Here is a 24731-nt window from a genome sequence, read left to right as displayed (position 1 = left end):
ACTGCCATTTTCGATAGGACAACGACGGCAATTCGGCAGATAGAAAAATTAGGTCAAACCTAATCAAAAAATACTTTATATCTCATTATTAATTTAGTTTTTTATAAACAGCTCCTGTTGGGTTTAATATACTTTCTATTAGATTTACAGTTATTGTTTCTTGCTTTAAAAATAGCTTTTCTTCATATTTTTTTAACTTTTCTACAAACTGAGCCTGTTTCACTTCTTTTATTCTAAGGATTGTAATATGTGGAATAAACGGCTTTATCTCTTTTTTGTAGCCTATACTGTAAAGCTTTTCTTCTAAGTTTAAGAATATCTCTTTTAAAATCTCATTTTCTAAAACTTTAAAAAATAACACCTTTGGATCATCAAGGTTAGGGAAAACCCCAAGGCCTTTTAAAGTTATATTTACTTCCAACTCTTTGTTAAAATCTTTGTTAAGTATATGTAATATATCGTTTATCTTTTCTACCTTAGTATTACCTAAAAACTTATACGTTATATGAAAGTTTTCGGGCTTAACCCAGCTGCCAGACACTACTCCACTTAAATCTTTTTTTATGTCTGTATAACTTTTCTTTAGCTTTTTCCAGTCTACAAAACTTCCTACAAATACTCTTTTTTCCACTACTTTATACTCTCTAAAAATTCTTCACTGATTATTCCTCTGCAAATTTCCTGAACTTCCCCTGTCATTCGTATATTCCAATCTTTATCTACAGTTATTTTCAGCTCTCCACCTATCATTTTAATGGTAATATCATTTTTTGCAAGACCTTTCTTTACTAAAACAGATGCAACGGCACAGGAAGAGCTTCCAGAGGCATAAGTAAACCCGGCTCCTCTTTCCCATATTAATATCTCTGCTTGGTCTTCTGATATTGGTTTTACAAATTGAACATTTATACGATTTGGAAAAAGTGGATGATTTTCTATCAAAGAACCGTATGTTTTTATCTCTTCTTCGTTTAACTCCTTTTTTATTATTACACAGTGGGGATTTCCTACAGACACACAGTTTACTTCGTACTCTTTATCACCAACTTTAACCTTTTCTCCTAAAAACTCTTTTTTATCTGTTTTAACAGGAATTTTACTTGCTTCAAAGATGGCTTTACCCATATCAACAGTTATAACTTTTGCCTTTCCAAACTTATTTTTCTCTTCAATTTTAGCTCTTACTAACCCTCCTTTCGTTTCTACTGTGAACTCTTCTTTATTAGTATATCCATAATCGTATAAAAATTTACAGAATATTCTAAGACCGTTTCCACTTTTTTCAGCTTCAGAGCCATCGGGATTAAATATTCTTAGTTTAAAGTCTGCAACACTTGACGGATACTTTACCAGAATTCCATCAGAACCTATACCGTAGTGTACATCACATATTTTCTTTATAAAGTCCTGTGTAATCTCAAAAGTTATATTTTCTGAATCTATCACTATGTAATCATTACCAAGTCCATGAGATTTTACAAAAAAATTTTTATCCATAATTCTCTTCACCTAAAGTATTTTAGAAAAATCTTCTATAGACTGAGTTTTAACAGCTTCTCTTCTTAAATTTTTCAACTTTTCTAAATCTTCTATAGCTTTAATTTTTGATTTCAACTCATCAGAAACAGATCCAAACCTTATTTCCAGTATCTCTATTACAGCTTCTTGAGATTCTTGTATTAATCTTTTTAACCCTTCCTGTAGCCCTTCCATCTTCCATTTTTCTGTTAGAGTCATCATTTTCTCTTCACCTCCTATTTCTTCTAAAACTTTCTCTATTGTTTCTAAATCTTTTTTTACTATTACCGTGTAGTCAATAATAATATAAAGACACTCTCTAACATCTTCAAGGACAAGTTTTTCCAATATAGGTTTTAGATGTTCTAAATCTTTAAATATATTTTTCATCGTATAAATGGCAGAAAGTAAGCAGGCGTTTAAGTATAAGTTTTCTATCAAGAATATGTCTTCCAATTTTGTAGTATCAAAAAGAATATAGCTAAGAGAGTGGGTGTATTCTTCTAAGTAGTCATCTATATTCTGGAGTTGAGGAATTTTTGTAGGTATATTCCAAGGTTTTTCTCCGTGGTAGAAAACGATAGGAATAACAGGTCTGTAAGGTCTTGATAATCTTTCATCTTCTTCCATCATAACTGACTTGTAAAAAGATATTTGAGAAGGGGTATGTTTGTCTGGATAAGATTTGTGTTCAAAAACTATATAGATTTGTCCATCTGTCTCATTTCCATCTTTATCCTTAAGTTTACAATCGAATGCTATATCAAGAAATAGCTTTTTATACTTCTTTGAAAGTTTCTCTGTATCAGAAAGTTTTAAAGAGTTTGGAACTATACTTTTATAAATCTTTGGTAAAAAGATCTCTAAAAAAGACTCTACATTTTTACTTTGACTAAATATTACTTTAAAAAACCAGTCGTGAGGTTGTTTTTCTATTGACAAAACAATCTCCATTTAATATCTTATTCTCAAAATTATTTTAACACAACAAAGGATAATGATTATAGTTATAGCAGGTGCAACTGCAACAGGAAAAACAGAACTGGGAATAAAACTCGCTAAGATGTTAGATGGTCAAGTGATAAGTGCAGACTCTATGATGATATATAAGTATATGGATATAGGAACTGCAAAACCTACTTTACAAGAGATGGACGGTATTCCTCACCACTTAATAGATATTGTCTTACCTTCTGAAAACTTTTCTGTAAAAGATTACATACAGCATTTTGATAAAGTTGTTAAAAAAATTGAAGAAAAAGGAAAAATTCCGATAGTAGTAGGAGGGACGTGGCTTTATATTCAAGCAGCTTTGTACGGTTTGTCGGAAGCTCCTGAAGGCAATTGGGAAATAAGAGAGGAACTTTACAGTTTAGATAACAGGGTTTTGTATGAAAAGTTAAGAGAAGTTGACCCTCAGTATGCAAGTAAGATACACGTTAACGATAAAAGAAGGATAGTAAGAGCTTTAGAAGTTTACCAGCTTACAGGAAAGCCATTCTCATCTTTCTTTCAGGGATTTGAAAATCCAAGACACAACTTTATAGGTTTTAATTTAGTTAGAGATAGAGAAGAACTTATGGAAAGAATAAAATTAAGAGTAGAAAAAATGTTTGAAAAAGGACTTGTAAAAGAAGTAGAAAGGCTTATAGAGATGGGTTTTAAAGATTCAATAACAGCTATGCAAGCCATAGGATACAAAGAAATTTTACCTTACTTAGATAAAAAAATCTCACTTGAAGATGCTAAAAGTAGTATAATAGAAAATACTAAAGATTTTGCAAAAAGACAGCTAAGAACATTTAAAAGTAAAACAAAGTTTGAAAATTTAAATCTAAGTCATATAAATATGAATGATGCTTTAAAAATTATAGAAAATAGAGTTAAGGAGGTATATGATGGCGTCAGTACAAGATGAAATCTTAAACGAGTATAGAAGAGAAGGTAAAGAGGTAACAGTTTACTTAGTTAGAGGTACGAGAATAGTAGGTAAAATATTAGATGCAGACCAGTTTACAATTTTATTAGACGTTAACGGTCAGCAACAACTTATATACAAACACGCAATAAGTACGATAGTTGTAGAGTAATTTGAGATCAATTATAGTAGGTGTAAACACAGGTTTAAACCCTGCAAGGTTTAAGTACCAGATAGAAGAGCTTGAAGGACTTGTAGAGGCAGCTGAAGGAGTTGTCTTAGGTAAAGTATACCAGAAAAGGGAGTCTCCAGATCCTGCTTACTACATAGGAAGAGGAAAAGTAAACGAGATAAAACAACTGGTTGAAGGTATTGGAGCTGACACTGTAGTTTTTAATGTAAATCTATCTCCTGTCCAGATATCTAATCTATCCCAAGAGATAAACGCTCAAATTTTAGACAGAACAGACTTAATACTACAGATATTCTTCAAAAGGGCAAAAACAAAACAAGCAAAACTCCAGGTAGAACTTGCTTACTTACAACATCAACTTCCAAGAGTGTATAACCAAAAAGGTAAGGAACTATCAAGAATCGGTGGAGGAATGAAAACAAAAGGAGCTGGAGAAAAGCTTGGAGAAATTAAAACAAGAGCTATAAAAGACAGAATAAATAAGATAAAAAAAGAGTTGAAAGAGATAGAAAAACAAAAGAAACAGCAAAGAAAAACAAGGGAAGACAATCCAAACATTCTTAATGTAGCACTTGTAGGTTATACAAACGCGGGAAAATCTTCTCTGCTAAACCGCCTAACAAAAAGGGATACTTACATATCAGACCAACTATTTGCAACACTAGACACAAAAACATCTTTTATACACTTTCCTGACATAAATAAAAGAGTTATAATAACAGATACAGTAGGTTTTGTAGAAGATATGCCCCAAGAGATAATGGATGCTTTTATGACAACACTAAAAGAGACTGAAGAAGCCGATTTAATCCTACATGTGATAGATATATCAGATGATAACTGGATGCTGAAAAAACAGACGGTAGAAGATGTTTTAAAAAAGCTTAAACTTGAAGAAAAACCAGTTATAAACGTAATGAATAAAGTAGATAAAGTAATACCTTCACAAGAATACTTAGAGCCTGATGAATCGGAAAATACTATAACTGTATCAGCAACAAAAGGGTGGAATATTGATAAATTATTTGATATACTAAAAAAATATGCTATAAAAAAAGGAGAGGAGTATGGAAAACTGCGTATTTTGTAAAATTGTAAACAAAGAGATACCTGCAAAGATAGTTTACGAAGATGAACTAATAATGGCTTTCCATGACATTAGACCTCAGGCAAAAGTCCACGTTTTAATAATACCTAAAGAGCATATCCCTAACAATCTTTACTTTGAAGGCAAACATAAAACCCTTATAGGACACTTAATGCTAAAAGCTAACGAAATAGCTAAAATCCTTGGCATTGCAGAAACAGGATTTAGGCTTATAGTAAACACAGGTAAAGACTCAGGTCAAGAAGTATTTCACGTACACTGGCATTTATTAGGAGGAGAACCTCTTGGAAAACTTATCTGCAAATAATAATATACCCAGCATAGATACAAGAGGACTTTTTTGTCCTTTACCTCTTACGTTAGTATCAAGAAAGTTAAAAGAAATACCGGTAGGAGGAAGACTTAAAGTTTTAGCAGATGATAAAGCTTTTAAAAAAGACATAGAAGTCTGGGCTTACGAAACTGGCAATAAACTTGCAGAGTTTAAAGAAGAAAACGGATACTTTGTAGTAATTATAGAGAGAGGAAAAGGTTTTAAAGGTGAAAGTATAATTGATAAAATAAAGTTTATATCTTTAGGTGTTAAACTCCATTTTATAAAGCATTTTTTAGATATAGTACCTTTCAACAAACCTAAATACCTTTTAACATTTGTATCAGTTGCAGAAGGTATAAGAGCTAACAACTTTTTAAAAGAAAAGAATATCAACAACTACATTATGCTTCCTGTTCCAAAAGAGATATATCCACACTGTGGTTTAGTATTTGGCTTTAAAAATAAAGAAGATGCCTTGAATATATACAACCTGCTAAAAGAAAACAAATTTGCAGTTGAAGATGTTCACGTTATAGATAAGGAAAAAAAGTATCCAAAAATTACTTGAGCTTTTTAATGTCTGAAAGTTTAAAAGTTGTAGGTTGACTTTCCGTAGAACAGCAGCTTTTAATGTTTATATTCATTCTATTTATTATTTCGTTGTAGGCATCTATAAAGTTTAACACCTTTCCTCCAAAACCTTTTGCAAACTTCTCAGCATCTTCTTTGTTAGTAAAAGGTATTACACTTGGACTACAGCACGGAATAGCAGAACTTCCCACAACATACCAAGCATCTAAAGCATTTATAGGTTTTTCAGAGATAAAGTCAAACGTTAAAGCATATACACTTTTATCTGCATACCTTTGATGCAGCATTAAACCACAATGCTCACAACACGCCTCCACAACTTTTATATTTTCAACTATAATCTTATAAGGATGAGACCTTGTTATAGGTTTAGAGCAAACAGGACAGGACTTTAAAGATACCGGCTCTTTATTTTCAACTGTGTTTAGAAGAATAGACCCGTGCTTTCTTTTTATCTCTCCCTCTTTCTCCAGCTCCCTTACATCCCTGTATATAGTCATCTCTGACACATTAAAAATATGGCTTAACTCTTTTACTGTTACTTCTCCCCTTTCTTGGAGTATTCTTAAAATCTCTTTTTTTCTATTTATGTTATTTTCCATAGATATCCTCCTATATTGATCCTTTTGTTGATGGAATTTGACTTCTCCTTGGGTCTATTGATACAGCTTCTTTTAAAGCAATAGCAAAAGCTTTTGTTAGACACTCTGCAATGTGGTGTAAGTTATGCCCTGATAGAGCCTTTAGATGCATCGTTATTCCTGCAGACAGGGTAAAACCCTTAAAAAACTCTCCCATAAGTTCATAATCAAAGTTAGTTATTTTACCTCTGTATCCTAAGTCGTCATAAAAAAGTAAAGGTCTCCCTGATAAATCTATTGAACATAAAGCTAAAGCTTCATCCATTGGAATTATACTGTAGCCAAACCTTTTTATACCCTTTTTATCACCTAAAGCCTCTTTAACAGCCATACCTAACACTATTCCTACATCTTCTACCAAGTGGTGATGGCTAACATGAACATCTCCTGTAGCCATTATCTCAAGGTCTATCATAGAATGAAAAGAAAAACTCTCAAGCATGTGGGATAAAAAACCTACCTGAGTGTCTACTTTATACTTTCCGCTACCATCTAAGTTTATAGATAGCTCTATCTGTGTCTCTTTAGTTTCTCTTTTAATAAACGCTTTTCTCTCCATGTTATAACCTTCTTAATTCTTTTTGTATAGATGTCCTCCTAAAGTCTTCACCTTCAATATACAAAGGATAACACATTTCCATTAATCTTGATGCTATCCCTTTTCCAAATTTACTTTCTACATCTTGGTCTATATCCTTATTTTTATTTTTTTCCAACGAAATATTAGAAGTTATTATAACAGGAAGTTTATCGTTATATCTACTGATAATTATATAATGAAGTATATCTTTTGCCCAATCAGATAGCCTTTCTGAACCAAGGTCATCTAAAACTAAAATAGGAGCTCTTATAACCGCATCTAAAAGTTCCCTTGTAGAAGAGTTTCCTTCAAAGGTTGCCTTTAAGTCATAAAGGAGTATTCTGGTATCATAAAATATACCTGTTATACCCTTTAGGTTGTAAAATTCTTTTAGTATTCCAACTGCCAAGTGAGTTTTCCCTACACCGTTGTTTCCATAAAAGAAAAAGCCTTTACCCTCTTCTATTTCATCAGAGTATATGTATTCTTTTACCTTTTTTATAACTAACTTTCTTGAAAAGATACCACCGTCTATAAAGTTTTCTAACGTTGCGTGGTAATACTTTTTTGGTATATTTAAGGAACTGCTTACTTGATAGCTTCGAAGACTGTACTGACATTCACACTTTACAACTCCCCCTTCTTTAAATACCCATCCCGTATCGTTACATATATTACACTTTACAACTTCTTTTTCCATAAGATAATCCTTGTATTTAGTTGAAAATTTATTATAAAATATACTTTAAAAAAAGTAAATCAAGGTAAGAAATGAAAAGAGTTTGGATTTTATTTTTGCTTTTATTTTTTAAAATCTCTTTTGCTCAAGAGATAACTATAATAGGAGATAGTTTAACGTTAGGTTCAGAAAAGTACATTCGTCAGCAACTTCAAGATGTAGTAATAGATGCAAAAGTAGGAAGAAAGTTTCAAGAAGCCATGCCTGTGATAAAAGATTTAGAATCTAAAGGACTTCTTGGTAAAGTAGTTGTAATAGCACTGGGAACAAATGGACCGTTTACGGTAGAAGAAGGATTACAGGTTATAGATTACTTAACTTCCAAAGGAGTAAAAGTTATATTTGTAAATGTAAAAGTACCAAGATTTTGGGAAAATCAAGTTAACGAGAACTACCAAACACTAAAAAGATTACGACCTCAAATAGAGGTTATAGATTGGAATTACTTAAGTACTGTTTTATGCTCTCGTCCTGATATAGGTTCATGTTTTAGACCCGATGGCTATCATCTTACACCAGTTGGAAGTTATATTTATAGCTATATCATATATAAGTATTTAAGTAACGTAAATTAATGGAAAAAATAAAAGGTCTTGACGGTCTTAGAGGAATTTTAGTAAGCTCAGTTTTAATTTTTCATGTGTTTTTAGTATTTTATCCTGATAAGATAGATTACTTTAGTGGTGGTTTTTTAGCTGTAGAGTCTTTCTTTGTCTTATCAGGATTTTTAATAACAAGGTCTTTAATAAAGAAATCTTCTGAAAGAGGTTTCTTTTCTAACTTGTTAGATTTTTTAAAAGGAAGGTATTTGAGGCTATTTCCTGCATTTGTATTTTTACAGCTAAGTTTACTATTTATAGTTAGTTTTTTATTCCCTAATTTAGCTGTAAAGTTTATTCAAGAGTCTATAGCAGGTAGCTTAAACATTTATAACTGGTGGCTTGTTTTTAGAAATGTTCCTTACTTTGAAAGGTTTGATGATGTTTTATTTACATTACAGTTATGGTCTCTTTCAATCGAGTGGCAGTTTTACATTATATGGGGGATTACTTTCCTACTGATATCAAGATTTGGCAAAAAGGTTCTTACTTTGTTTATTGTTGGAACAATCACCTTATCTATTTTAGAAATGACTATTATTTATCATTTATATGGAGCTGTAGATAGAGTTTACTTTGGGACTGATACAAGATTTTTCTCATTTATGATTGGGTCTTTGCTAGCAGTGTATATAGGCAAATTTGAAAATAATAAAATACTGTTTACAATAACGGGTTTTATTAGTTTACCTCTCTTAATCTCATTTTATATCTTTATGTCTAACTATAACGATTATATGTATTCCTTTGGATTTTTATTAACATCTTTAACAACAGCTGTTGTTATTTTATCAATAATGAAGTCAGATATTGTTAACGCTTTACTATCAGTTTTACCTTTAAAATGGTTAGGTGAAAGAAGTTATTCTATCTATCTATGGCACTATCCAGTATTTGTAATAATAAATCAACTGTACTCAAACAGTTATATAGATACTATAATAGCAGGAACTCTTATAACATTGTTTATATCTAATTTAAGTTATTCTTTTATAGAAGAGCCTTTTAGAAGAATTGATTTTAGTGGTTTGATTAACTACAAAAATGTTTTTAATATCTTTGTTTCTCTAACATTTATTAGTCTTTCTATTATATATCTATCAATGTTTCAACCTGTAAAAGAAGAAAAAGTCTTATCCATTGAGCTAAACATAGAAAATACTGTATCTTATGAATTAACACTGAAAGAAGAAAATTATAAAAAAGAAAATCAGAAAACAGCTGAACCCCAAGTAGGAGAAGAAACAGATAAAGTGGAAAAAAGTCAAACTATTTCAAACCCTCCAGCAACTACATTTATAGTTGGAGACTCTGTTTTACTTGGAGCTTCTAATTATATAAAAAAGTATATTCCCGATTCTGAGATAGATGCAAAAGTAGGTAGACAGTTTAGCGAATTAAAAGAGATTCTATCTTTTGATAGAGTAAGTAAATATAACAAAATTATAATAGCTTTAGGGAACAACGGACATATAAAAAAATCTGATTTGGAGTACATTCTTGATAGGTTAAAAGACAAAGAAGTTTACCTTGTTACTGTGAAAGTTCCACGACCTTGGCAAAATGAGGTAAATAGGTTATTTAGAGAAGTTGCTTTGGAAAGACCTAACGTACATGTAGTAGACTGGTACTCTGTTAGTAAAGACAAGGAAGAGCTGTTTGTAAAAGATAAGGTTCATCTAAACTCCAAAGGTTCTAAAGTTTATGCCTCTGTTTTAAAGAGCTATCTTACAGGTAAACCCTTTAAGATTGAAAGTGAATTTAAAAAAGATACAAAAATTGAGTCTGAAGTGGAGAATATAGATATAAAACCTTTAGAAAATAATGAAGGAAAAGAAGATACAAAAAATTTCTAAGAAAATATTATCTTAAGTATTTCAAAAGCAGCGTTTTCTTTATTTTTTGCTGATATATTTACAGTATTTAAAGATTTGTTAATTAACATTCCTTCATAAAAATCTTGACTAAAGACTTTAACCGGATTTGCTACTATAAAATCAAGATTTTTCCTCTTGAGTTTATCTACCGCGTTTTGATACAGGTTATCACTCTCAGCTGCAAAACCTACAAGTATTTGATTTTCTCTTTTATTTTCTCCTAAAAACTTCAGTATGTCAGGATTGGGTTGGAGCTGTATTACGGGATTTTCTTTGTCTTTTTTTAGCTTTTGGGAGCTATACTCCTGTGGTCTAAAGTCCGCAACTGCTGCGTTCATTATGATAATATCAAACTCTTGGTAAAGTTCTTTTACTTTTTCAAACATATCTTGAGCTGATACTACATCTATCTTTTTTATCTGAGATGGAAGTTTTAAACAGGTTGGAGCTGATATAACTACTACATCTGCACCCATACAGTAAGCACTTTCAGCAAGTAAGTATCCCATCTGTCCTGAAGATGCGTTTGATATGTACCTTATAGGGTCAAAGTACTCTCTTGTCCCACCTGCTGTTATTAAAACTCTTTTTCCTTTTAAAAGTTTAGAAGTAGCAGCATACTTTACAGCCAGTATTATATCTTCTAAATCTGCTAACTTACCTGTTCCTTCTTCTCCACAGGCTAAAATTCCCTCTGATGGGTTTACTATTATATGTCCTCTTTCTTTTAGTACTTTTAGGTTTTCCTGTGTTGCAGGATTTTCATGCATCTTAGTGTTCATAGCAGGAGCTATTACGATTGGTTTATTGTAAGCAAGAGCTAAAGAAGTTAGAAAGTTATCTGTTATCCCAAACCTAAGTTTTGCGATTGTGTTTGCAGAAGCAGGAGCGATTAAAAATACGTCTGCCCATCTTGCTAAGGTTATGTGTTCTAATCCTGTCTTTCCATCTTTCCAAGAGATATATACATCCTCTCCTGTAAGAGCTTGGAAAGTAAGCCTACCTACAAACTCTAAAGCAGATGGAGTCATACAAACCCTAACATTTGCTCCTTTTTTTTGAAGGAGTCTAACTATTTCGCAGGCTTTATAAGATGCTATAGAACCACTAACACCAACAAGAATATTTTTATTTTCTAACATTTTTTAACTTCTCTATCCTCTCTTTTATAAATTCTTTAGGAAGTACACCTGTTAGCTTCCCATTTATAAAGTAAGTTCTACAATTGTAGGTATAATTAGAAGGTTTTTCGAGTGTATAAATATCAATTCCATTATAGAGAATAGATGGAGAGCCTTGAAAGTTTAGTTTTTGTGCGTCTTCAGGAGATTCTATTTTAGTTATTTTCACTTCATCTTTTTTTAAAAAACCTTCTTCTACGAGAAGTATAAGATTATTTAATGTTTCTTTTGCATTCGGACATCCTTCAAAGTATTGAAACTCTATCATAAATTCCTCCTAATCAAATCTCTATTCTAACTACAACACCGTGAACCTTTTGAGGTGGTAATTTGTAAAAGTCTGCGAAGTTAGAGAAAATTCTTTTGATTAAACCAAATAGTTTCCATATAAGATTTTCAGAATAAACATTATCAACTCCGTAGAAAACAACTCTTTCGTTAATATCTAAGTTTCTCAACTCTTGCTCAACATTTACTATTTCTTGATAACCATACTCTACAATGGCATGCTTTATTCCCGGACATATCTCTCCAGCAATATAACTTTTAATACCAAAAGGTTGATCTAACTTTTTCAAGGACAAAAATACATTTTCTTCGTAAATTATTCCATGTTTTATCATCGTTTCCACTATGTATGGAGCTATTCTCTCTTTCTCTCTTATTAAGAATACAGCACAACCTTTTATTTTACATTTTGAAGGGTATATTTTTTGGAAGTTATTAATAAAAGTCTGTAAATCCATAAACTTTGCCTTTTTGTAAATTCTTGCCTGACCTAAAACGTAAATAGCCATAAATGTTATTGGTGGAGTTGCAAACAGTATAGGCCAGAACGCACCGTGGGGTATCTTAAGAGTATTTGAAGCAAGGAAAGTTAAGTCTATTAAGAAGAGAAAAACTGCTACCACGAAATAAAAGTATTTTCTAAGATTAAAGTATGTATACATTAAAAATATACTTGTTATAACCATATCTATATTTACAGCAAAACCATATGCAGAAGCCATTTTTTCAGATTGTCTAAATAGTAAAAACATAATTAATACTCCAAGCAAAAGGAAAAAGTTAACTACAGGAATATAAATTTGTGTGCTTAATTGTGTAGAAGTGTGTCTTACTTGAAGTAGGGGAATTAACCTTGCATTTATTCCTTGGAAAATAATAGAAAAAACACCACTTATTAAAGCCTGAGATGCAATTATACCTGCACCTGTTACTATTATTAAAAAAAGTATATAAAAGTTATTTCCAAGTAAAATACTTGCACTATCAAAAAATGGGTTTTGTTCTCCGGGCTTGGATAAAATAAAAGATACCTGTCCTAAATAACTTGACACTACAGCAAAAAATACAAATATCCATGCAATTCTTATTGCATTTTTACCTATGTGTCCCATATCTGCATACATTGCTTCACCACCAGTTGCAACAAGGATAACTTCAGATAGAGCAAGAAAAGCTACAAATGGATGGTTTGCGATAAAATTAAAAGCTTCCATAGGATTAAAAGCTTTTAATACGGAAGGGTTTTTAGATATAAAATAAATACCTATTAGAGATATTGATAAAAAGTAAACAGTCATAAAAGGGCCAAATGCTATTCCAATTTTTCCTGTTCCAAATTTTTGGACTAAAAATAATATTAGAGTTATAAAGATAGCTATAAAAAGAATTTCTTCTTGAGTTAAATTTTCAAGTCCATGTATTAATTTCAATCCTTCCGTTGAGCTAAGAATTGTAATTGCAGGTGTTATTATACCATCTCCTAAAAGGAAGCCTATTCCTAAGATTGTTAAAGCTCTATGTACTCTCCTTAGTTTTTCAGATTTAGTTATAGATTGGGCAATTTCTCCTAAAACAATTATACTTCCTTCTCCTCTTAAACTTAAGTTCATTGCCAACCATGCGTATTGTAAAGTTGGGATTAAGATTAATGTCCATATCATAAGTGAAGCTATACCATAAATTTCTTCAATGGTTGGTTTTGTTATTAAAATAATTACAGCAAAAGTATAAAGAGGGCTTGTTCCTATGTCTCCAAATACAGTTCCAATAGCTCTTATAACGTCTGAAAAACTTGTTTTATTGGTATGCAACAAAACCACCTCTAATTAAGATTATACCAAATAACTAATTATATTCTAAAATAGTCTATTTTGCAATTTAGGGCTATTTAAATAGCTTTAAATACTCTTGACATCTTTTTTCTACATCTGGAGCTGTCCATACATCGCTTATAACTGCCACAAGATCTGCTCCAAGATCTATAAGCTCTTTTGAATTTTCTACTGTTAAACCTCCTATTACACAGACAGGTATTTTTAAAACTTTTTTTGCTTCACTTATAACAGACTTAGGAACAATTCTTGATTTTGGTTTTGTAGGAGAAGGGTAGAAACTTCCAAAAGCTACGTAATCTGCACCTAACTCTTGCATTTGTAATGCTCTTTCAACACTTCCATAACAAGATACTCCCATTATTTTCCCTTTTGTTTTTTCTCTTACCTCTACTACATCAGGGTCTTCTTCTCCTATGTGAACTCCGTCTGCATCTACTTTTAAGGCAAGGTCTACCCTATCGTTTACTATAAAAATAGCGTCATACTTATGGCAAAGGTCTTTTAGCTGATTACAGTAAGGAATTAAAAATTCATCAGAGTTGTTTTTGTCTCTAAGCTGGACTATAGAAGCTCCTCCTTTTAAGGCTTTTTCTACCATATCTAACATCTTATCGTAAGGCGTTAGTTTTTCATCAGTTATAACGTATAAACCTTTTAATTTCATAACTCCTCCTTGTAAAAGTTTACCATTTGGATAGGTTTAAACATTTTTTCATAGATAAAAATCGGTTTGATTGAGTATTTTTTAAAAAAGCCACATTCTTTAAACTGTTTATCTTTATACTCTTGAAATACAAACTCATCTCTTGTTTTATAGCTACAAGCTAAAATAAGCTTTACAGCTTCATCACAATCCACAAGCTGAAACCTTTTTATAGCTTCTAAGTAGTGATTTTCCAGTATATGTATAACACCTCTTAAAAACCATTTTTCTTTTAAATCTTGTGTTGTTTCTAAGTATTGGTTTACTTCATCTTCTTTTAAAAGATTTCCATCTTCCTTTAAAAAGCCTATCTTTAGTTTTTTAAAGTCTTTTATCTTCATTATCCAAAGTACTCTAAAAATCTTTTTAGTCTAAATTTAACCCTTTCTATACCTATAACTTCAACAAGTAAATCTAAACTCACTCCTGATGATTCTCCTGTTAAAGCTATCCTTATTGGATGGAAAAGGGCTTTTCCTTTAAATCCATACTCTTTCTGAATCTCTTTTGTTATGGTTTTAAAATCTTCTTTTGTGAGTTTATCTAATCCTTTTACTTTTTCATAGAAAATCTCTACCACTTTATAAAAGTTAGGGTCAGACTTTACTTCTGCTACTATTTCATCTGTAAAGGGAAACTCATCTACAAAAAATACTTTAGCTCTTTCTTTTATATCCATTAATGTCTCTATACTGTCTCTTATAGCTTCCATTACTTTTTTGTAGAATTCAAAGTCTGCTTTGTAGCCAAAACCTTCAAAAAATTCCACCGACCTTTTTGTAAGTTCTTCTAAATCTAATATTTCTCTTATGTAAACTCCGTTCATCCATCTTAATTTTGTTCTATCAAATATAGCTGGAGATTTGTTTACGTCTTCTATTCTAAACTGTTTTATTATTTCTTCTTTTGGTAAAATCTCTCTTTCGTCTTTTGGATGCCATCCAAGTAAAGATAGATAGTTAAACACAGCCTCTGATAAAAACCCATCGTCTTTTAAAGCTCTTACTGATACAGCTCCGTGTCTTTTTGATAGTTTTGTTCTGTCTTCTCCCAAAATTATAGGAAGGTGGGCAAACTGTGGGATATTAAAGCCAAGTGCTTCGTATATTACTATCTGTTTTGGTGTGTTTGAAAGGTGGTCTTCTCCTCTTATTACATGAGTTATACCCATAAGTGCATCGTCTATAACTACAACGAAGTTATAGACAGGCATTCCGTCCTGTCTTACTATAACAAAGTCCCCAAACTCCTTTGTATCTATCTCTACGTGTCCTCTTATAATATCTTCAAAAATAACAGTTTTGTCTGGAACTTTAAATCTTACAACTGGTTTTATTCCTTGTGCTTCGTAATCTGCTCTTTCTTCTGGTGTTAAATTTCTACATTTTCCGCTGTAGCGGTAAGGTCTTCCTTCTGCTATCGCCTTTTCTCTTTCCTTTTCTAACTCTTCCTCACTGCAGTAGCAGTAGTAAGCATCTCCTGATTTTAAAAGTTTATCTACATATTTATAGTATATTTCTAACCTCTCAGACTGTCTGTAAGGTCCGTAATTTCCGCCTACATCTGGACCTTCATCCCACTGGATACCTAGCCATTTTAAATCTTCTATAAGCATTTCTTCATACTCTTTTTTAGATCTTTCTAAGTCTGTGTCCTCTATTCTTAGAATAAGGCTGCCGTTTTCATGTTTTGCAAATAGATAGTTAAACAAAGCAGTTCTTGCATTTCCCAAGTGTAAGTATCCAGTAGGGCTTGGAGCAAATCTAACTCTTTTCATCAAAAGCCTCCATTAATCATTTTTATAACGACGTATGCTATGATTAAACCAAGTATTAAACCAATTATGGATATAATTATTTTACTACTTCTTTCTAACTCTTGCTTTTGGTAATCTTCTAACTTTTCATTTTCTTTTAAGAGAATTTTCCTAAGCTGGTATTTATCTATACTGTCTATCATTGTTTTCCTTTCTAAATCATAAGTGGCTATGTATATTTTTTCTTTTGAGTTTAAAGGTTGTAAGTAGAGTTTAAAGATATTTTTCTCTATTTCTCCTGTTAAATTGTAAAATTCTGCGTATTTTGAAAACTCTTTTTTATAAAAGTCTTTTAATATTTCTTCCAAAATTTTGTAGGGAAGGTCATCTAAGTTTTCATCAAAAAAGGCAAACTTCACGTTTTAACACCAAACCTTTTCCTTTTATCCTTTACAAACTTTTCAACTTCTTTCCAAGAAAGTGTATTTATAACGTCTTCTTTTTTCGCCCAGCCTCTGCGGGCTATGTAAACTCCAAGTTGAATGTAGTGAAAGTTAGACAGTGAGTGACTATCACTACTTATTACAAGTTTTACTCCCATATCTACAGCTTTTTTTACCATTATGTCAGGTAAATCCATTCTAAGTGGTTGTGAATTTATCTCTAAAGCTGTTCCTGTTTCTTTTGCTACTTTAAAAACTTCATCTGAGAGCTGATATCCTTCTCTTGTTCCGAAAATTCTTCCTGTAGGATGACCTATAACGTTTACGTAAGGGTTTTCCATTGCCTTTATTATCCGGTCTGTGTTGTCTCTGTTAAAGTTGGTGTGGATTGATGCTACAACCCAGTCTAGCTTTGATAGTATCTCATCAGATAAGTCTAAGGACCCATCAAGTAAAATATCTACTTCTATTCCTTTTTTCAACAAAGGATAACCTATTATTTTATTCACTTTATCTATTTCTTCTATCTGTTTTAAAACGTCATCTTCTGTCAGTCCATGGGCTACTCTTACTGCTTTTGAGTGGTCTGTTATTACAAGATACTCATATTTAAAATTTTCTTTTATATACTGTCCTATCTCTAAAATAGTGTTAAAACCGTCAGTCCAAGTTGAGTGGCAGTGAAAGTCTCCTTTTATGTCTGATAGCTCTACCAGTTTTGGTAAACTGTTTTTTAAAGCTGCCTCTATTTCTCCTCTGTCTTCTCTTAATTCTGGTGGTATCCATTGCATTCCAACTGCTTTGTAAACACTTTCTTCTGTATCACCAGCTATTTTTTCTCCTGTTTTCGCATCAAAAACACCGTACTCACTTATTTTTAAACCAATAGATTTTGCATAGTCTCTAAGGTGTACGTTATGTTCCTTTGAACCTGTAAAGTACTGAAGACCACTTCCCCATTCATCTGGTTTTAAAACCCTTAAATCTACTTGTCTGTCTTTCTCTTTTATGATTACACTTGCTTTTGTATCCCCTTTTGCTAAAACCTCTTTTACATCTTCAAGGTTTATAAAAAAGTCAATCACTTTTTCTCTGTCTTTATCATCACAAGATATTAAGATATCTATATCCCCTATTGTCTCTTTCTTTCTTCTTAAACTTCCTGCTAACTCTATATTTTTTATCTCTTTTAAAGTTTTTAACTTTTCTACTATAGTGTTTGCAATGTTTAGAGCTTCCCAAAGTAGTAGTCTTTCTTTAGACTTTTCGTAAAGCTCTAAACCTTTTAACATATTTTCAACTTTCTTTGGTCCAAAACCTTTAAGTTTTGCTACTCTTCCATCTTTTAAAGCTTTTATAAGTTCCTCTTTTGTGGATATTCCAAGTTCTTGATAAATTCTTTTTAGGGTTTTAGGACCAAACCCTGGAACATCCATAAGCTCTAAAAAGTCAGGTGGAACTAACTTTTTTAACTCTTCATACTTTTGAATTTTTCCAGTTTTGATATACTCAATAATCTTCTCTTGAGTATGGGTGCCTATACCTCTTATCTCGCTTAACTTTCCAAGGGCAATGTAATTTCTTACATCATCTGGCAAATCCTCTAAAACTTGAGCAGCTTTTTGATAAGCTAAAGCTCTAAACTTATCATCTAAAAACTCGTATATATGAGCCATATCTCTAAAGATTTTAGCTATTTCTTTATTTATGTTTAGATACATCTTAAAGAAGCTCCGTTCCATTTTTCCTATCCGTATTTATCAGAACCTGTCCATCTGTTAAGATTTTTCAACCTGAGATAAGAAGTCTCAACTATCCTGAGGTAAGAAATCAATTTCGTTAAAGAAATCAAAGAAAGAAAAGCTTTAAATTTATAAGGAAGCACTTGATGAGCGGGCACCAGAGGGAACGGAACTCTCCCTGGAGTATCCTTACCCATATAGGGCTTGGATTTTGTCCCTCTCACCAAAATCTGCAATGCTCTTTTTCCAATATTCACTGCCGCATTGTAATCTCTATCATATACCCCACATTCACAGCTAAATTGAAGCATCTCTGGTTTCTTCTCCTTTCCACATTTATGACAAATCCTTGATGTCTTGTATGGATTTACTGATAATACTTTTATACCAAAAATAATAGCCTTCTGTTTTAATCTTTCATTAAACCTTGAATAAAACCACTGTGAAAAATGTCTTCTCATCTTACTGTCTTTCCACTGGGGAAAATCAGAAAACTTTAATCTTTCAACTGCAATAAAAGAGCAGTTATATGCTTTTGCATGTTGAATAACAAGATTTGTAAATACCTCAAGTACCTGTTTCCTTAGTGCTTTAAATTTTCTCCATCTTAAGTTTTGTTCTGTGTATAAATGTCTTAGTCTGTCTTTTAACTTTTCTCTATGGCTCTTACTTGTTGTTATGTGTATCTGGTTAGAAATGTTATCTATCTTGCTTTCAAGTTTTGAAATCTCTTTTAGTATTCTCTCAAGTTTTTTAATTATCTTTTCTGCTGAAAAGAAAACAGGCTTTGAATAACCTTCAGGATATGCAATAACTCCTACTCCTAACCTATTCTCTGATGGAGATAAATCAACGGAAAAAGTTCTTAAATTATTTTCCTTCAAATCTTTTGTTTCAAACTCAAGGGAAATTACAAGACGATAAATAGAATATCCACTTTTTAGATTGACTTTTTTAATCAAAGGAGATGCAACTCTCTTAGCTTTTAGTAAACTCTTTTTAAGTCTGTCAGGTATGAGTTTTTTTAGCTTGACCCACTGCCAAGAGTTTCCACTTGGTATTTTAATCTCAAACTCTAAAAAGTTGCTTGTAAGTTTTAATCTTCTAAATTGTCCTTTTTCTATAGAGTCATCTGCAAAGGTGATAACTACATTTCCATTGAAAATAGGATTTATAACTTCAAGGTAGTCTTTCTTTTGTTTGTATTTTTTTAAAACTCTTATTACTTGTCTTTGAATGTTTTCTACAAACAAGGGAGAGGTTTGAAGTTCTTCTGCTATTTTATACTCACTCCATATAACTCTACAAGGTTTTTCTATAATGAAGTCATATATTTGTTTTCTTTGAATATTAGACCTTACAATCTGTCCTGAGAGTTCAAGTATGTTTCTGTGAACTCTTGATGGGATGTGGGGAGGTTTTGGAATGTCCTTTTTTAAGACACTCATAGCAGATGTTTTTTCTTTTAACTTTTGAAAATATTCTTCATTCCAGATAGAGTTAATGGTTTTTCTAACTTGCCATTTGAAGACGTTAAAAAGTCTGTCAAGATAAGGATATACCCACTGTGGAAGTGTTAATTCAAACGAGAGTGTGTATGTATTACTCATTTTTAAGTTCCTTAATCATCTTCTCTCCCATCTTTTTAAAGTGTCTACAGAAGCACTAAGTATTCTTGATGCTTCTCCTATACTTAATAACCTGTCCATATAATTGAATGTAATGCAATTTAGTTAAAAAATCAAGATGCTGTTAACACCCTTAACTTTTTCCCTATATCTCTTTCCCTCATAAGGGATTCTCCTATTAAAAATGCATCTACTTGATAATTTTTCAACTCTAAAAGTTCTTGTTTTGTATTTAGACCACTTTCTGCTACTACAACTTCAGCTCCAAGTTCTTTCATTTTAGGTGCAAGTTGTTTTGAAAGGTTTATATCTACTTCAAATGTTTCTAAACTTCTGTTGTTGATGCCTATTATTACAGCTCCTGCATAAAGAGATTTTACACCTTCATCGTAAGAGTGTATCTCAACAAGAGGCTCCATTCCCAGCTCTTTACCAAAATTTATAAATTCTTTTATCTCTTGAAGAGTTAAGACTTTTGCAATAAGAAGATAACTGTCAGCTCCGTAGGCGTAAGCTTCTAATATCTGTCTTTTGTCTATTATAAAGTCTTTTCTCAGTAGTGGAAGTTTTACTTCTTTTGAGATGTTGTACAGGTACTCTATGCTTCCTTGAAAGTACTGTTTATCTGTTAAAACGGATATAGCCTTTGCACCGTTTTCTTCGTAAATCTTGGCTATAGTCAGTGGGTCAAAGTCGTGTCTTATTACACCTTTTGAAGGAGATGCTTTTTTTACTTCTGCAATTATGTTAATGTCTTTACCTTTTAAAGCTTTTTTAAAATCAAGGACTTTTTTCTTTCTTTCTAAAGAAAGACTTTCTAAGTGTTTTACATACTTATCGTTGTAATTTTCAAGTTCTTGTTTCTTTGTTTGAATAATCTTTTCTAAAATATTCATCTCTTTACCTCAACACTACTAAGTAGTAAACAATACCTAAGATAATTCTATACACACCAAAAGGTATAAAGTTATGGTTTGATATAAACTTAAGTAGTAGTTTTATAGCAAGAATGGCAAATATAAAAGCTGTAATAAACCCAATTGCAAGATTACTCCAGTCTGAAGTATTAAAATGACTGTGATTTTTGTAAATATCGTAAAATGTTGCCATAAACATTGTTGGGACAGCTAAAAGAAAAGAAAACTCAGCAGCTGTTTTTCTGTTTAAACCAAGTATTAAACCACCTATTATGGTAGCTCCACTTCTTGAAGTTCCAGGAACCATAGACAAAGACTGAAACAAACCTATAAAAAATGCTTTTTTATAACTTACATCTTCAAGACTTTTAACAGGATAATCTTTATTTTTATGATAGTACTCAATCAGTATAAGAATAACACCACCTAAAACAAGCATAAACACAACTATGTAAGGATTAAAAAAAGATTTAATAACCTTGTAAAGTAAAAATCCTAATATACCAGTTGGGATAAATGCAACTATTAACTTCTTAAGTAAATTAATATCTTTAAATTTTCCAAAATACAAAAATACAACAGCAAGGATAGAGCCAAGTTGTATAGAAACTTCAAAGGCTTTTTGAGTGTCTGTTTGATCAATTCCCATCAGTGTAGATACAAGTATCAAATGACCAGTAGAGGATATAGGTAAAAATTCAGTTAAACCCTCAACTACTCCTAAAATAAAAGCCTGAAGATTACTCATTACTTTTCTCCTGTTTTTCTTTTTCTATTTCTTTGATTACACTTTCAAAGTCTTTAATATCTTGAAATTCATCACAAACAGAAGCAAACCTTAAAAAAGTAACAGGGTCTATTGCCCTTAACTTACTTTTAACCATATCTCCTATTTCTGCCGAAGTAACTTTTAACTTTCCTTCGTCTATCAGATACCTTTCTATCTCATCTGCTATCTGTCTTATTTGAGTTTCTGTGATAGGCCTTCCCTTTGAGGCAAGTTTTATTCCCCGTACTATCTTTTCTTTATCAAAAGGTTGAGTTGAGTTGTCTTTTTTAATTACAGTTATAAGTTCCTCTTCAATTCTCTCGTAAGTAGTAAACCTATAGCCACATTTTAAGCACTCTCTTCTTCTTTTTATAACAGTTCCTTCTTTAGACTGTCTTGTTTCTAAAACTTTGTCTTCCAATGAACCACACTTAGGACATCTCATAGTATTTTAAAACACTCCCTTGCTTTTTCTAAAGTTTCTTCTAAATCTTTTTGGCTGTGGGCTGTACTTAAGAAAAATGCTTCAAACTGAGAAGCTGGTAAATAAATACCTTTTTCTAACATACATCTGAAAAACTTTGCAAACTTGTTAGTATCTGAAGTTTTTGCAGTTGCAAAGTCTTTTACAGGTATGTCTGTAAAGAATACAGTTATCATTGAACCTACTCTGTTTACTTGAATAGCAGCTGAAAACTCCTGTGCAATCTGTTTAAAACCTTCTTCTAAGAATCTTCCCTTTTCATCTAACTCTCTATACGGGTTTAACTCTTTAAGAAGTTGAAGTTGTCTTAGTCCTGCAGCCATTGCCAGTGGATTTCCTGATAACGTTCCGGCTTGGTAAACTGGTCCAACAGGAGCAACGTACTCCATAATCTCCCTCTTACCACCATAGGCTCCTACAGGAAGTCCTCCTCCTATCACCTTTCCAAAGGTAGTTAAATCAGGGTCTATACCGTAGAGTTCCTGAGCTCCTCCGTAAGCAAGCCTAAATCCTGTCATTACCTCATCAAATATAAGTAAAGCACCGTACTTTCTTGTTATATCTCTTAATCTCTGATGATACTCTTTTGAAGGTGCTACAACTCCCATATTTCCTGCTACAGGCTCTATAATTACACAGGCGATATCTTCACCATACCTTTTAAATGCTTCCTCTACAGCTTCTATATCGTTGTAAGGAAGTACAATAGTAAGGTTAGCAAGTTCTTCAGGGATTCCGGGTGTTCCCGGTATTCCTAAAGTTGCAACACCAGACCCAGCTGACACTAAAAGACTGTCTCCATGTCCGTGATAACATCCATCAAACTTTACTATCTTTTTCCTTTTTGTATAACCTCTTGCAAGTCTTATAGCACTCATAGTTGCTTCTGTTCCTGAGTTAACAAACCTTACCATCTCAACGGATTTAACAGCATCTACAACTGCTTTAGCCATCTCTATTTCAAGCTCAGTAGGAGCTCCAAAACTAGTTCCATAATTGGCAACCTGTTTTATAGCATTTACAACTTGGTCATGTGCATGCCCAAGAATTAGTGGTCCCCAAGATAAAACGTAGTCTATATACTCATTTCCATCAACGTCCCATATACGGCTACCCTTTCCTCTCTGGATAAAGATAGGGTCAGTTCCTACAGCTTTAAACGCTCTTACGGGAGAGTTTACACCTCCTACAAGGTAGTTTTGAGCTTCCTTGAAAAGTTCTTTAGATTTTAAAATATTCATTTATGATACCTCCTACTGTTTTTTTGGTTTAAATACAAGTTTTGCTATCTTAGGAGCATACTGTATCGTAAATGTTCCTATAAATGCCATTAAAAGTGTGTATATTCCAAACAAAGGTGCATAAGAAGAAGGAGACAGTTTTGATATTACAATTGAAAACTCCCCCCTATTTACTATAGATAAACCTGCAACTAAAGAAGCCCTTTTAGAAAGACCGTAAATCTGTCCTCCAATAAAACCAGTTAAAACCTTTCCTATGATTGAGACAATAACCATTAAAGTAAGTACCAAAAGATTTTTAAAGGTAAAAAAGTCAGGATTAAAAACAACATTTGACCCAAAAACAAAGAAAAATATGGCAACAGCTAACTCTCTTATAGACACAAGATGTCTCTCTACTGCTTCAGCTTTCCCTGATTCTGATATAAGCATACCAATTAAGAAAGCACCCAGAGCTTCAGATAGTCCTATGTAGTAAGTTAAACCAGCAAAAGATATGAGAAGTCCAAAAGCAAATAAGATAAAAATATCTTCTTCCAAAAACTTTTCAATAAAAGAAGAGATTCTCTCTTTCATAGTCATAGCAAGTAAAATGATAAAAGAAAAAACAGCCAAAACCTTAAAGAAAATAACACCAAAAGTTAAAGGTTCTAAATTTCCTCCTGACATCACTCCAGCTAAAATAGCAAGTAAAATAGGAGCAACTATATCTTCAAAAACCATAAGACCTAAAATCATCTCAGTTTCAGTATTTGCAATCCTTTTTTCATCTACGATAATCTTGGAAGTTATGGCAGAAGAGGAAGCGTAAGCTATAGCACCTCCCAAAACTGCTATAACAAAATCAAAACCCATAATTAGTAAAGCTAAAAATACTCCACCAAAGTTTAAAAGTAAATCTATAACTCCAACTATCCATATTCTTTTAGAAACTTCTAAAGCTCTGGCAATGTTAAACTCAAGTCCAAGGTAGAAAAAAAGAAGAATAATACCAATCTCACTCAACCTTTCTAAAGTTATATCTTCGTGGACAAAACTACCTAAGACAAGTCCTGCAAGAATAAAAGATAAAATAAGAGGTATCTTAAGAAACCTGCTTACTATACCAAATATAAATAAAATTAAAGTAGATAAACCTAAAATAATTAAAAACTTTTCCATTACTTGATTTCACATAAAGGATAAAAAACTTCAAAAAATCTCTTTATTTGTTCTTTATTTCCTACTATTATAAGAGTATCTCCCGATTTTATCACCTCATCTGGAGATGGATTTGTAATTGTTTCGTTGTTTCTTATAATAGCAATAACTGAAGCACCAGTTTTTTTCCTAATCTCTAACTCTTTTATACTTTTGCCGGCTAAAAATGAAGAAGAATCTATGTTAACCCATTCTATAAGTAAGTTTTTCATAAACATCTCTTTCTCATCTTTTGCTTCAGGTTTAAAGTAAGTACCCATAAGAATAGAACCAAGCTGAGCAGCTTCTTCTTCATTTAAACTAAATGAGCACATTGGCTCATCAAAATCATCTTTACTAAAAAAATAAATTTCTCTCTTTCCAGAGACATGAATTATTACGGCAACTTTTTCTTTGTTGGCTGTAATTACTGAAAATTTTTTACCTATACCGGGTAGCTCCGTTTCTTTAAAAAGCATAGCAAA

28 protein-coding genes are annotated in these 24731 nt (G+C 32.0%); 7 read left to right on the top strand and 21 right to left on the bottom strand.

Translation table 11 applies throughout. From position 1 onward, the window contains the following. Positions 1-88: 88 nt before the first annotated feature. Genes thpR through SULAZ_RS04735 form a run of 3 tightly spaced genes read right to left on the bottom strand, consistent with a single transcriptional unit; the run spans position 89 to position 2472 of the window. Entirely contained in the window at positions 89-631 is a 543-nt protein-coding gene (thpR, locus tag SULAZ_RS04745) for an RNA 2',3'-cyclic phosphodiesterase (RefSeq protein WP_012674560.1), read from the bottom strand. Beyond that, positions 631-1509: a diaminopimelate epimerase gene (dapF, locus tag SULAZ_RS04740; protein WP_228357427.1), complete on the bottom strand. Its 879-nt coding sequence runs from the start codon at positions 1507-1509 to the stop codon at positions 631-633. The genes thpR and dapF overlap by 1 nt, the downstream gene beginning before the upstream one ends. Then, positions 1510-2472 (bottom strand): Rpn family recombination-promoting nuclease/putative transposase, encoded by a 963-nt coding sequence (locus SULAZ_RS04735; RefSeq protein WP_012674028.1) that lies wholly within the window; start codon positions 2470-2472, stop codon positions 1510-1512. A gap of 43 nt (positions 2473-2515) precedes the next feature. Here SULAZ_RS04735 and miaA point away from each other — a divergent pair, with 43 nt between their 5' ends. The 5 genes from miaA to SULAZ_RS04710 are packed head-to-tail and all read left to right on the top strand — an operon-like array spanning position 2516 to position 5621. After that, positions 2516-3436 carry a tRNA (adenosine(37)-N6)-dimethylallyltransferase MiaA gene (gene miaA / locus SULAZ_RS04730; RefSeq protein WP_012674794.1) on the top strand — a complete coding sequence of 307 codons (921 nt, stop codon included), beginning with the start codon at positions 2516-2518 and terminating at the stop codon, positions 3434-3436. After that, on the top strand, positions 3417-3608 hold the full coding sequence (hfq, locus tag SULAZ_RS04725; protein WP_012673725.1) for an RNA chaperone Hfq: 192 nt from the start codon (positions 3417-3419) through the stop codon (positions 3606-3608). Before miaA ends, hfq begins: the two co-directional genes overlap by 20 nt. A 1-nt stretch (position 3609) precedes the next feature. Further along, positions 3610-4719 carry a GTPase HflX gene (gene hflX / locus SULAZ_RS04720; RefSeq protein ID WP_012674573.1) on the top strand — a complete coding sequence of 370 codons (1110 nt, stop codon included), beginning with the start codon at positions 3610-3612 and terminating at the stop codon, positions 4717-4719. Beyond that, positions 4697-5044 carry a histidine triad nucleotide-binding protein gene (locus SULAZ_RS04715; RefSeq protein WP_012673567.1) on the top strand — a complete coding sequence of 116 codons (348 nt, stop codon included), beginning with the start codon at positions 4697-4699 and terminating at the stop codon, positions 5042-5044. The genes hflX and SULAZ_RS04715 overlap by 23 nt, the downstream gene beginning before the upstream one ends. Then, complete coding sequence (locus tag SULAZ_RS04710; protein WP_012674613.1) at positions 5022-5621, top strand: sulfurtransferase TusA family protein; 600 nt, start codon at positions 5022-5024, stop codon at positions 5619-5621. Before SULAZ_RS04715 ends, SULAZ_RS04710 begins: the two co-directional genes overlap by 23 nt. Here SULAZ_RS04710 and SULAZ_RS04705 read toward each other — a convergent pair. Genes SULAZ_RS04705 through SULAZ_RS04695 form a run of 3 tightly spaced genes read right to left on the bottom strand, consistent with a single transcriptional unit; the run spans position 5614 to position 7565 of the window. After that, positions 5614-6246 carry a DeoR family transcriptional regulator gene (locus SULAZ_RS04705; RefSeq protein WP_012674289.1) on the bottom strand — a complete coding sequence of 211 codons (633 nt, stop codon included), beginning with the start codon at positions 6244-6246 and terminating at the stop codon, positions 5614-5616. The two genes, SULAZ_RS04710 and SULAZ_RS04705, sit on opposite strands and share 8 nt — an antisense overlap. 10 nt (positions 6247-6256) lie before the next feature. Then, positions 6257-6844, bottom strand: a complete 588-nt coding sequence (gene hisB, locus SULAZ_RS04700) for an imidazoleglycerol-phosphate dehydratase HisB (RefSeq protein WP_012674108.1) — start codon at positions 6842-6844, stop codon at positions 6257-6259. Position 6845: 1 nt separating this feature from the next. Next, positions 6846-7565, bottom strand: coding sequence for an ATP-binding protein (locus tag SULAZ_RS04695; protein WP_012675063.1), 720 nt, complete (start codon positions 7563-7565; stop codon positions 6846-6848). 71 nt (positions 7566-7636) lie between these two features. On the opposite strand from SULAZ_RS04695, the gene SULAZ_RS04690 reads away from it, so the two are divergent. Both SULAZ_RS04690 and SULAZ_RS04685 read left to right on the top strand, forming a co-directional pair. Further along, entirely contained in the window at positions 7637-8179 is a 543-nt protein-coding gene (locus tag SULAZ_RS04690) for an SGNH/GDSL hydrolase family protein (RefSeq protein ID WP_012674423.1), read from the top strand. Beyond that, positions 8179-10059, top strand: a complete 1881-nt coding sequence (locus tag SULAZ_RS04685; protein ID WP_012675056.1) for an acyltransferase family protein — start codon at positions 8179-8181, stop codon at positions 10057-10059. The genes SULAZ_RS04690 and SULAZ_RS04685 overlap by 1 nt, the downstream gene beginning before the upstream one ends. Here SULAZ_RS04685 and coaBC read toward each other — a convergent pair. The 15 genes from coaBC to SULAZ_RS04610 all read right to left on the bottom strand — a co-directional run bounded on the left by coaBC (position 10056) and on the right by SULAZ_RS04610 (position 24725). Next, positions 10056-11222, bottom strand: coding sequence for a bifunctional phosphopantothenoylcysteine decarboxylase/phosphopantothenate--cysteine ligase CoaBC (gene coaBC / locus SULAZ_RS04680; RefSeq protein ID WP_012674139.1), 1167 nt, complete (start codon positions 11220-11222; stop codon positions 10056-10058). The two genes, SULAZ_RS04685 and coaBC, sit on opposite strands and share 4 nt — an antisense overlap. Next, the gene (locus SULAZ_RS04675; RefSeq protein ID WP_012673919.1) at positions 11209-11529 is read right to left on the bottom strand and encodes an alkylmercury lyase; all 321 of its coding nucleotides are present in this window, start codon (positions 11527-11529) and stop codon (positions 11209-11211) included. Before SULAZ_RS04675 ends, coaBC begins: the two co-directional genes overlap by 14 nt. Before the next feature lie 13 nt (positions 11530-11542). Next, positions 11543-13369, bottom strand: coding sequence for a KUP/HAK/KT family potassium transporter (locus tag SULAZ_RS04670; protein WP_148205391.1), 1827 nt, complete (start codon positions 13367-13369; stop codon positions 11543-11545). 64 nt (positions 13370-13433) lie between these two features. After that, positions 13434-14048 carry a thiamine phosphate synthase gene (gene thiE, locus SULAZ_RS04665; RefSeq protein ID WP_012674241.1) on the bottom strand — a complete coding sequence of 205 codons (615 nt, stop codon included), beginning with the start codon at positions 14046-14048 and terminating at the stop codon, positions 13434-13436. Continuing rightward, complete coding sequence (locus SULAZ_RS04660; protein ID WP_012675043.1) at positions 14045-14428, bottom strand: hypothetical protein; 384 nt, start codon at positions 14426-14428, stop codon at positions 14045-14047. Before SULAZ_RS04660 ends, thiE begins: the two co-directional genes overlap by 4 nt. Next, positions 14428-15864, bottom strand: a complete 1437-nt coding sequence (gene gltX / locus SULAZ_RS04655; RefSeq protein WP_012673951.1) for a glutamate--tRNA ligase — start codon at positions 15862-15864, stop codon at positions 14428-14430. The genes SULAZ_RS04660 and gltX overlap by 1 nt, the downstream gene beginning before the upstream one ends. After that, positions 15864-16262 (bottom strand): hypothetical protein, encoded by a 399-nt coding sequence (locus SULAZ_RS04650; protein ID WP_012674877.1) that lies wholly within the window; start codon positions 16260-16262, stop codon positions 15864-15866. Before SULAZ_RS04650 ends, gltX begins: the two co-directional genes overlap by 1 nt. Further along, positions 16259-18007, bottom strand: a complete 1749-nt coding sequence (polX, locus tag SULAZ_RS04645; protein ID WP_012674658.1) for a DNA polymerase/3'-5' exonuclease PolX — start codon at positions 18005-18007, stop codon at positions 16259-16261. The genes SULAZ_RS04650 and polX overlap by 4 nt, the downstream gene beginning before the upstream one ends. A gap of 26 nt (positions 18008-18033) precedes the next feature. Beyond that, positions 18034-19638, bottom strand: a complete 1605-nt coding sequence (locus tag SULAZ_RS04640; RefSeq protein ID WP_012675019.1) for a zinc ribbon domain-containing protein — start codon at positions 19636-19638, stop codon at positions 18034-18036. Between the two features lie 131 nt (positions 19639-19769). Continuing rightward, complete coding sequence (gene trpC / locus SULAZ_RS04635) at positions 19770-20552, bottom strand: indole-3-glycerol phosphate synthase TrpC (protein WP_012674528.1); 783 nt, start codon at positions 20550-20552, stop codon at positions 19770-19772. A gap of 4 nt (positions 20553-20556) precedes the next feature. Next, positions 20557-21321, bottom strand: a complete 765-nt coding sequence (locus tag SULAZ_RS04630) for an undecaprenyl-diphosphate phosphatase (protein WP_012674066.1) — start codon at positions 21319-21321, stop codon at positions 20557-20559. Next, complete coding sequence (gene nrdR, locus SULAZ_RS04625; protein ID WP_266105186.1) at positions 21314-21763, bottom strand: transcriptional regulator NrdR; 450 nt, start codon at positions 21761-21763, stop codon at positions 21314-21316. Before nrdR ends, SULAZ_RS04630 begins: the two co-directional genes overlap by 8 nt. Before the next feature lie 20 nt (positions 21764-21783). Next, positions 21784-23067, bottom strand: coding sequence for a glutamate-1-semialdehyde 2,1-aminomutase (hemL, locus tag SULAZ_RS04620; RefSeq protein WP_012673760.1), 1284 nt, complete (start codon positions 23065-23067; stop codon positions 21784-21786). A 12-nt stretch (positions 23068-23079) separates the two neighbouring features. Next, the gene (locus SULAZ_RS04615) at positions 23080-24228 is read right to left on the bottom strand and encodes a cation:proton antiporter (protein ID WP_012673644.1); all 1149 of its coding nucleotides are present in this window, start codon (positions 24226-24228) and stop codon (positions 23080-23082) included. Next, on the bottom strand, positions 24228-24725 hold the full coding sequence (locus SULAZ_RS04610; RefSeq protein WP_012674341.1) for a cation:proton antiporter regulatory subunit: 498 nt from the start codon (positions 24723-24725) through the stop codon (positions 24228-24230). Before SULAZ_RS04610 ends, SULAZ_RS04615 begins: the two co-directional genes overlap by 1 nt. Positions 24726-24731 lie beyond the last annotated feature (6 nt).

This window comes from Sulfurihydrogenibium azorense Az-Fu1 (genome assembly GCF_000021545.1).
GTDB lineage: Bacteria > Aquificota > Aquificia > Aquificales > Hydrogenothermaceae > Sulfurihydrogenibium > Sulfurihydrogenibium azorense.
The sequence above is the reverse complement of the archived record's forward strand: the minus strand, read 5'-3'. Positions and strand labels throughout refer to the sequence as shown.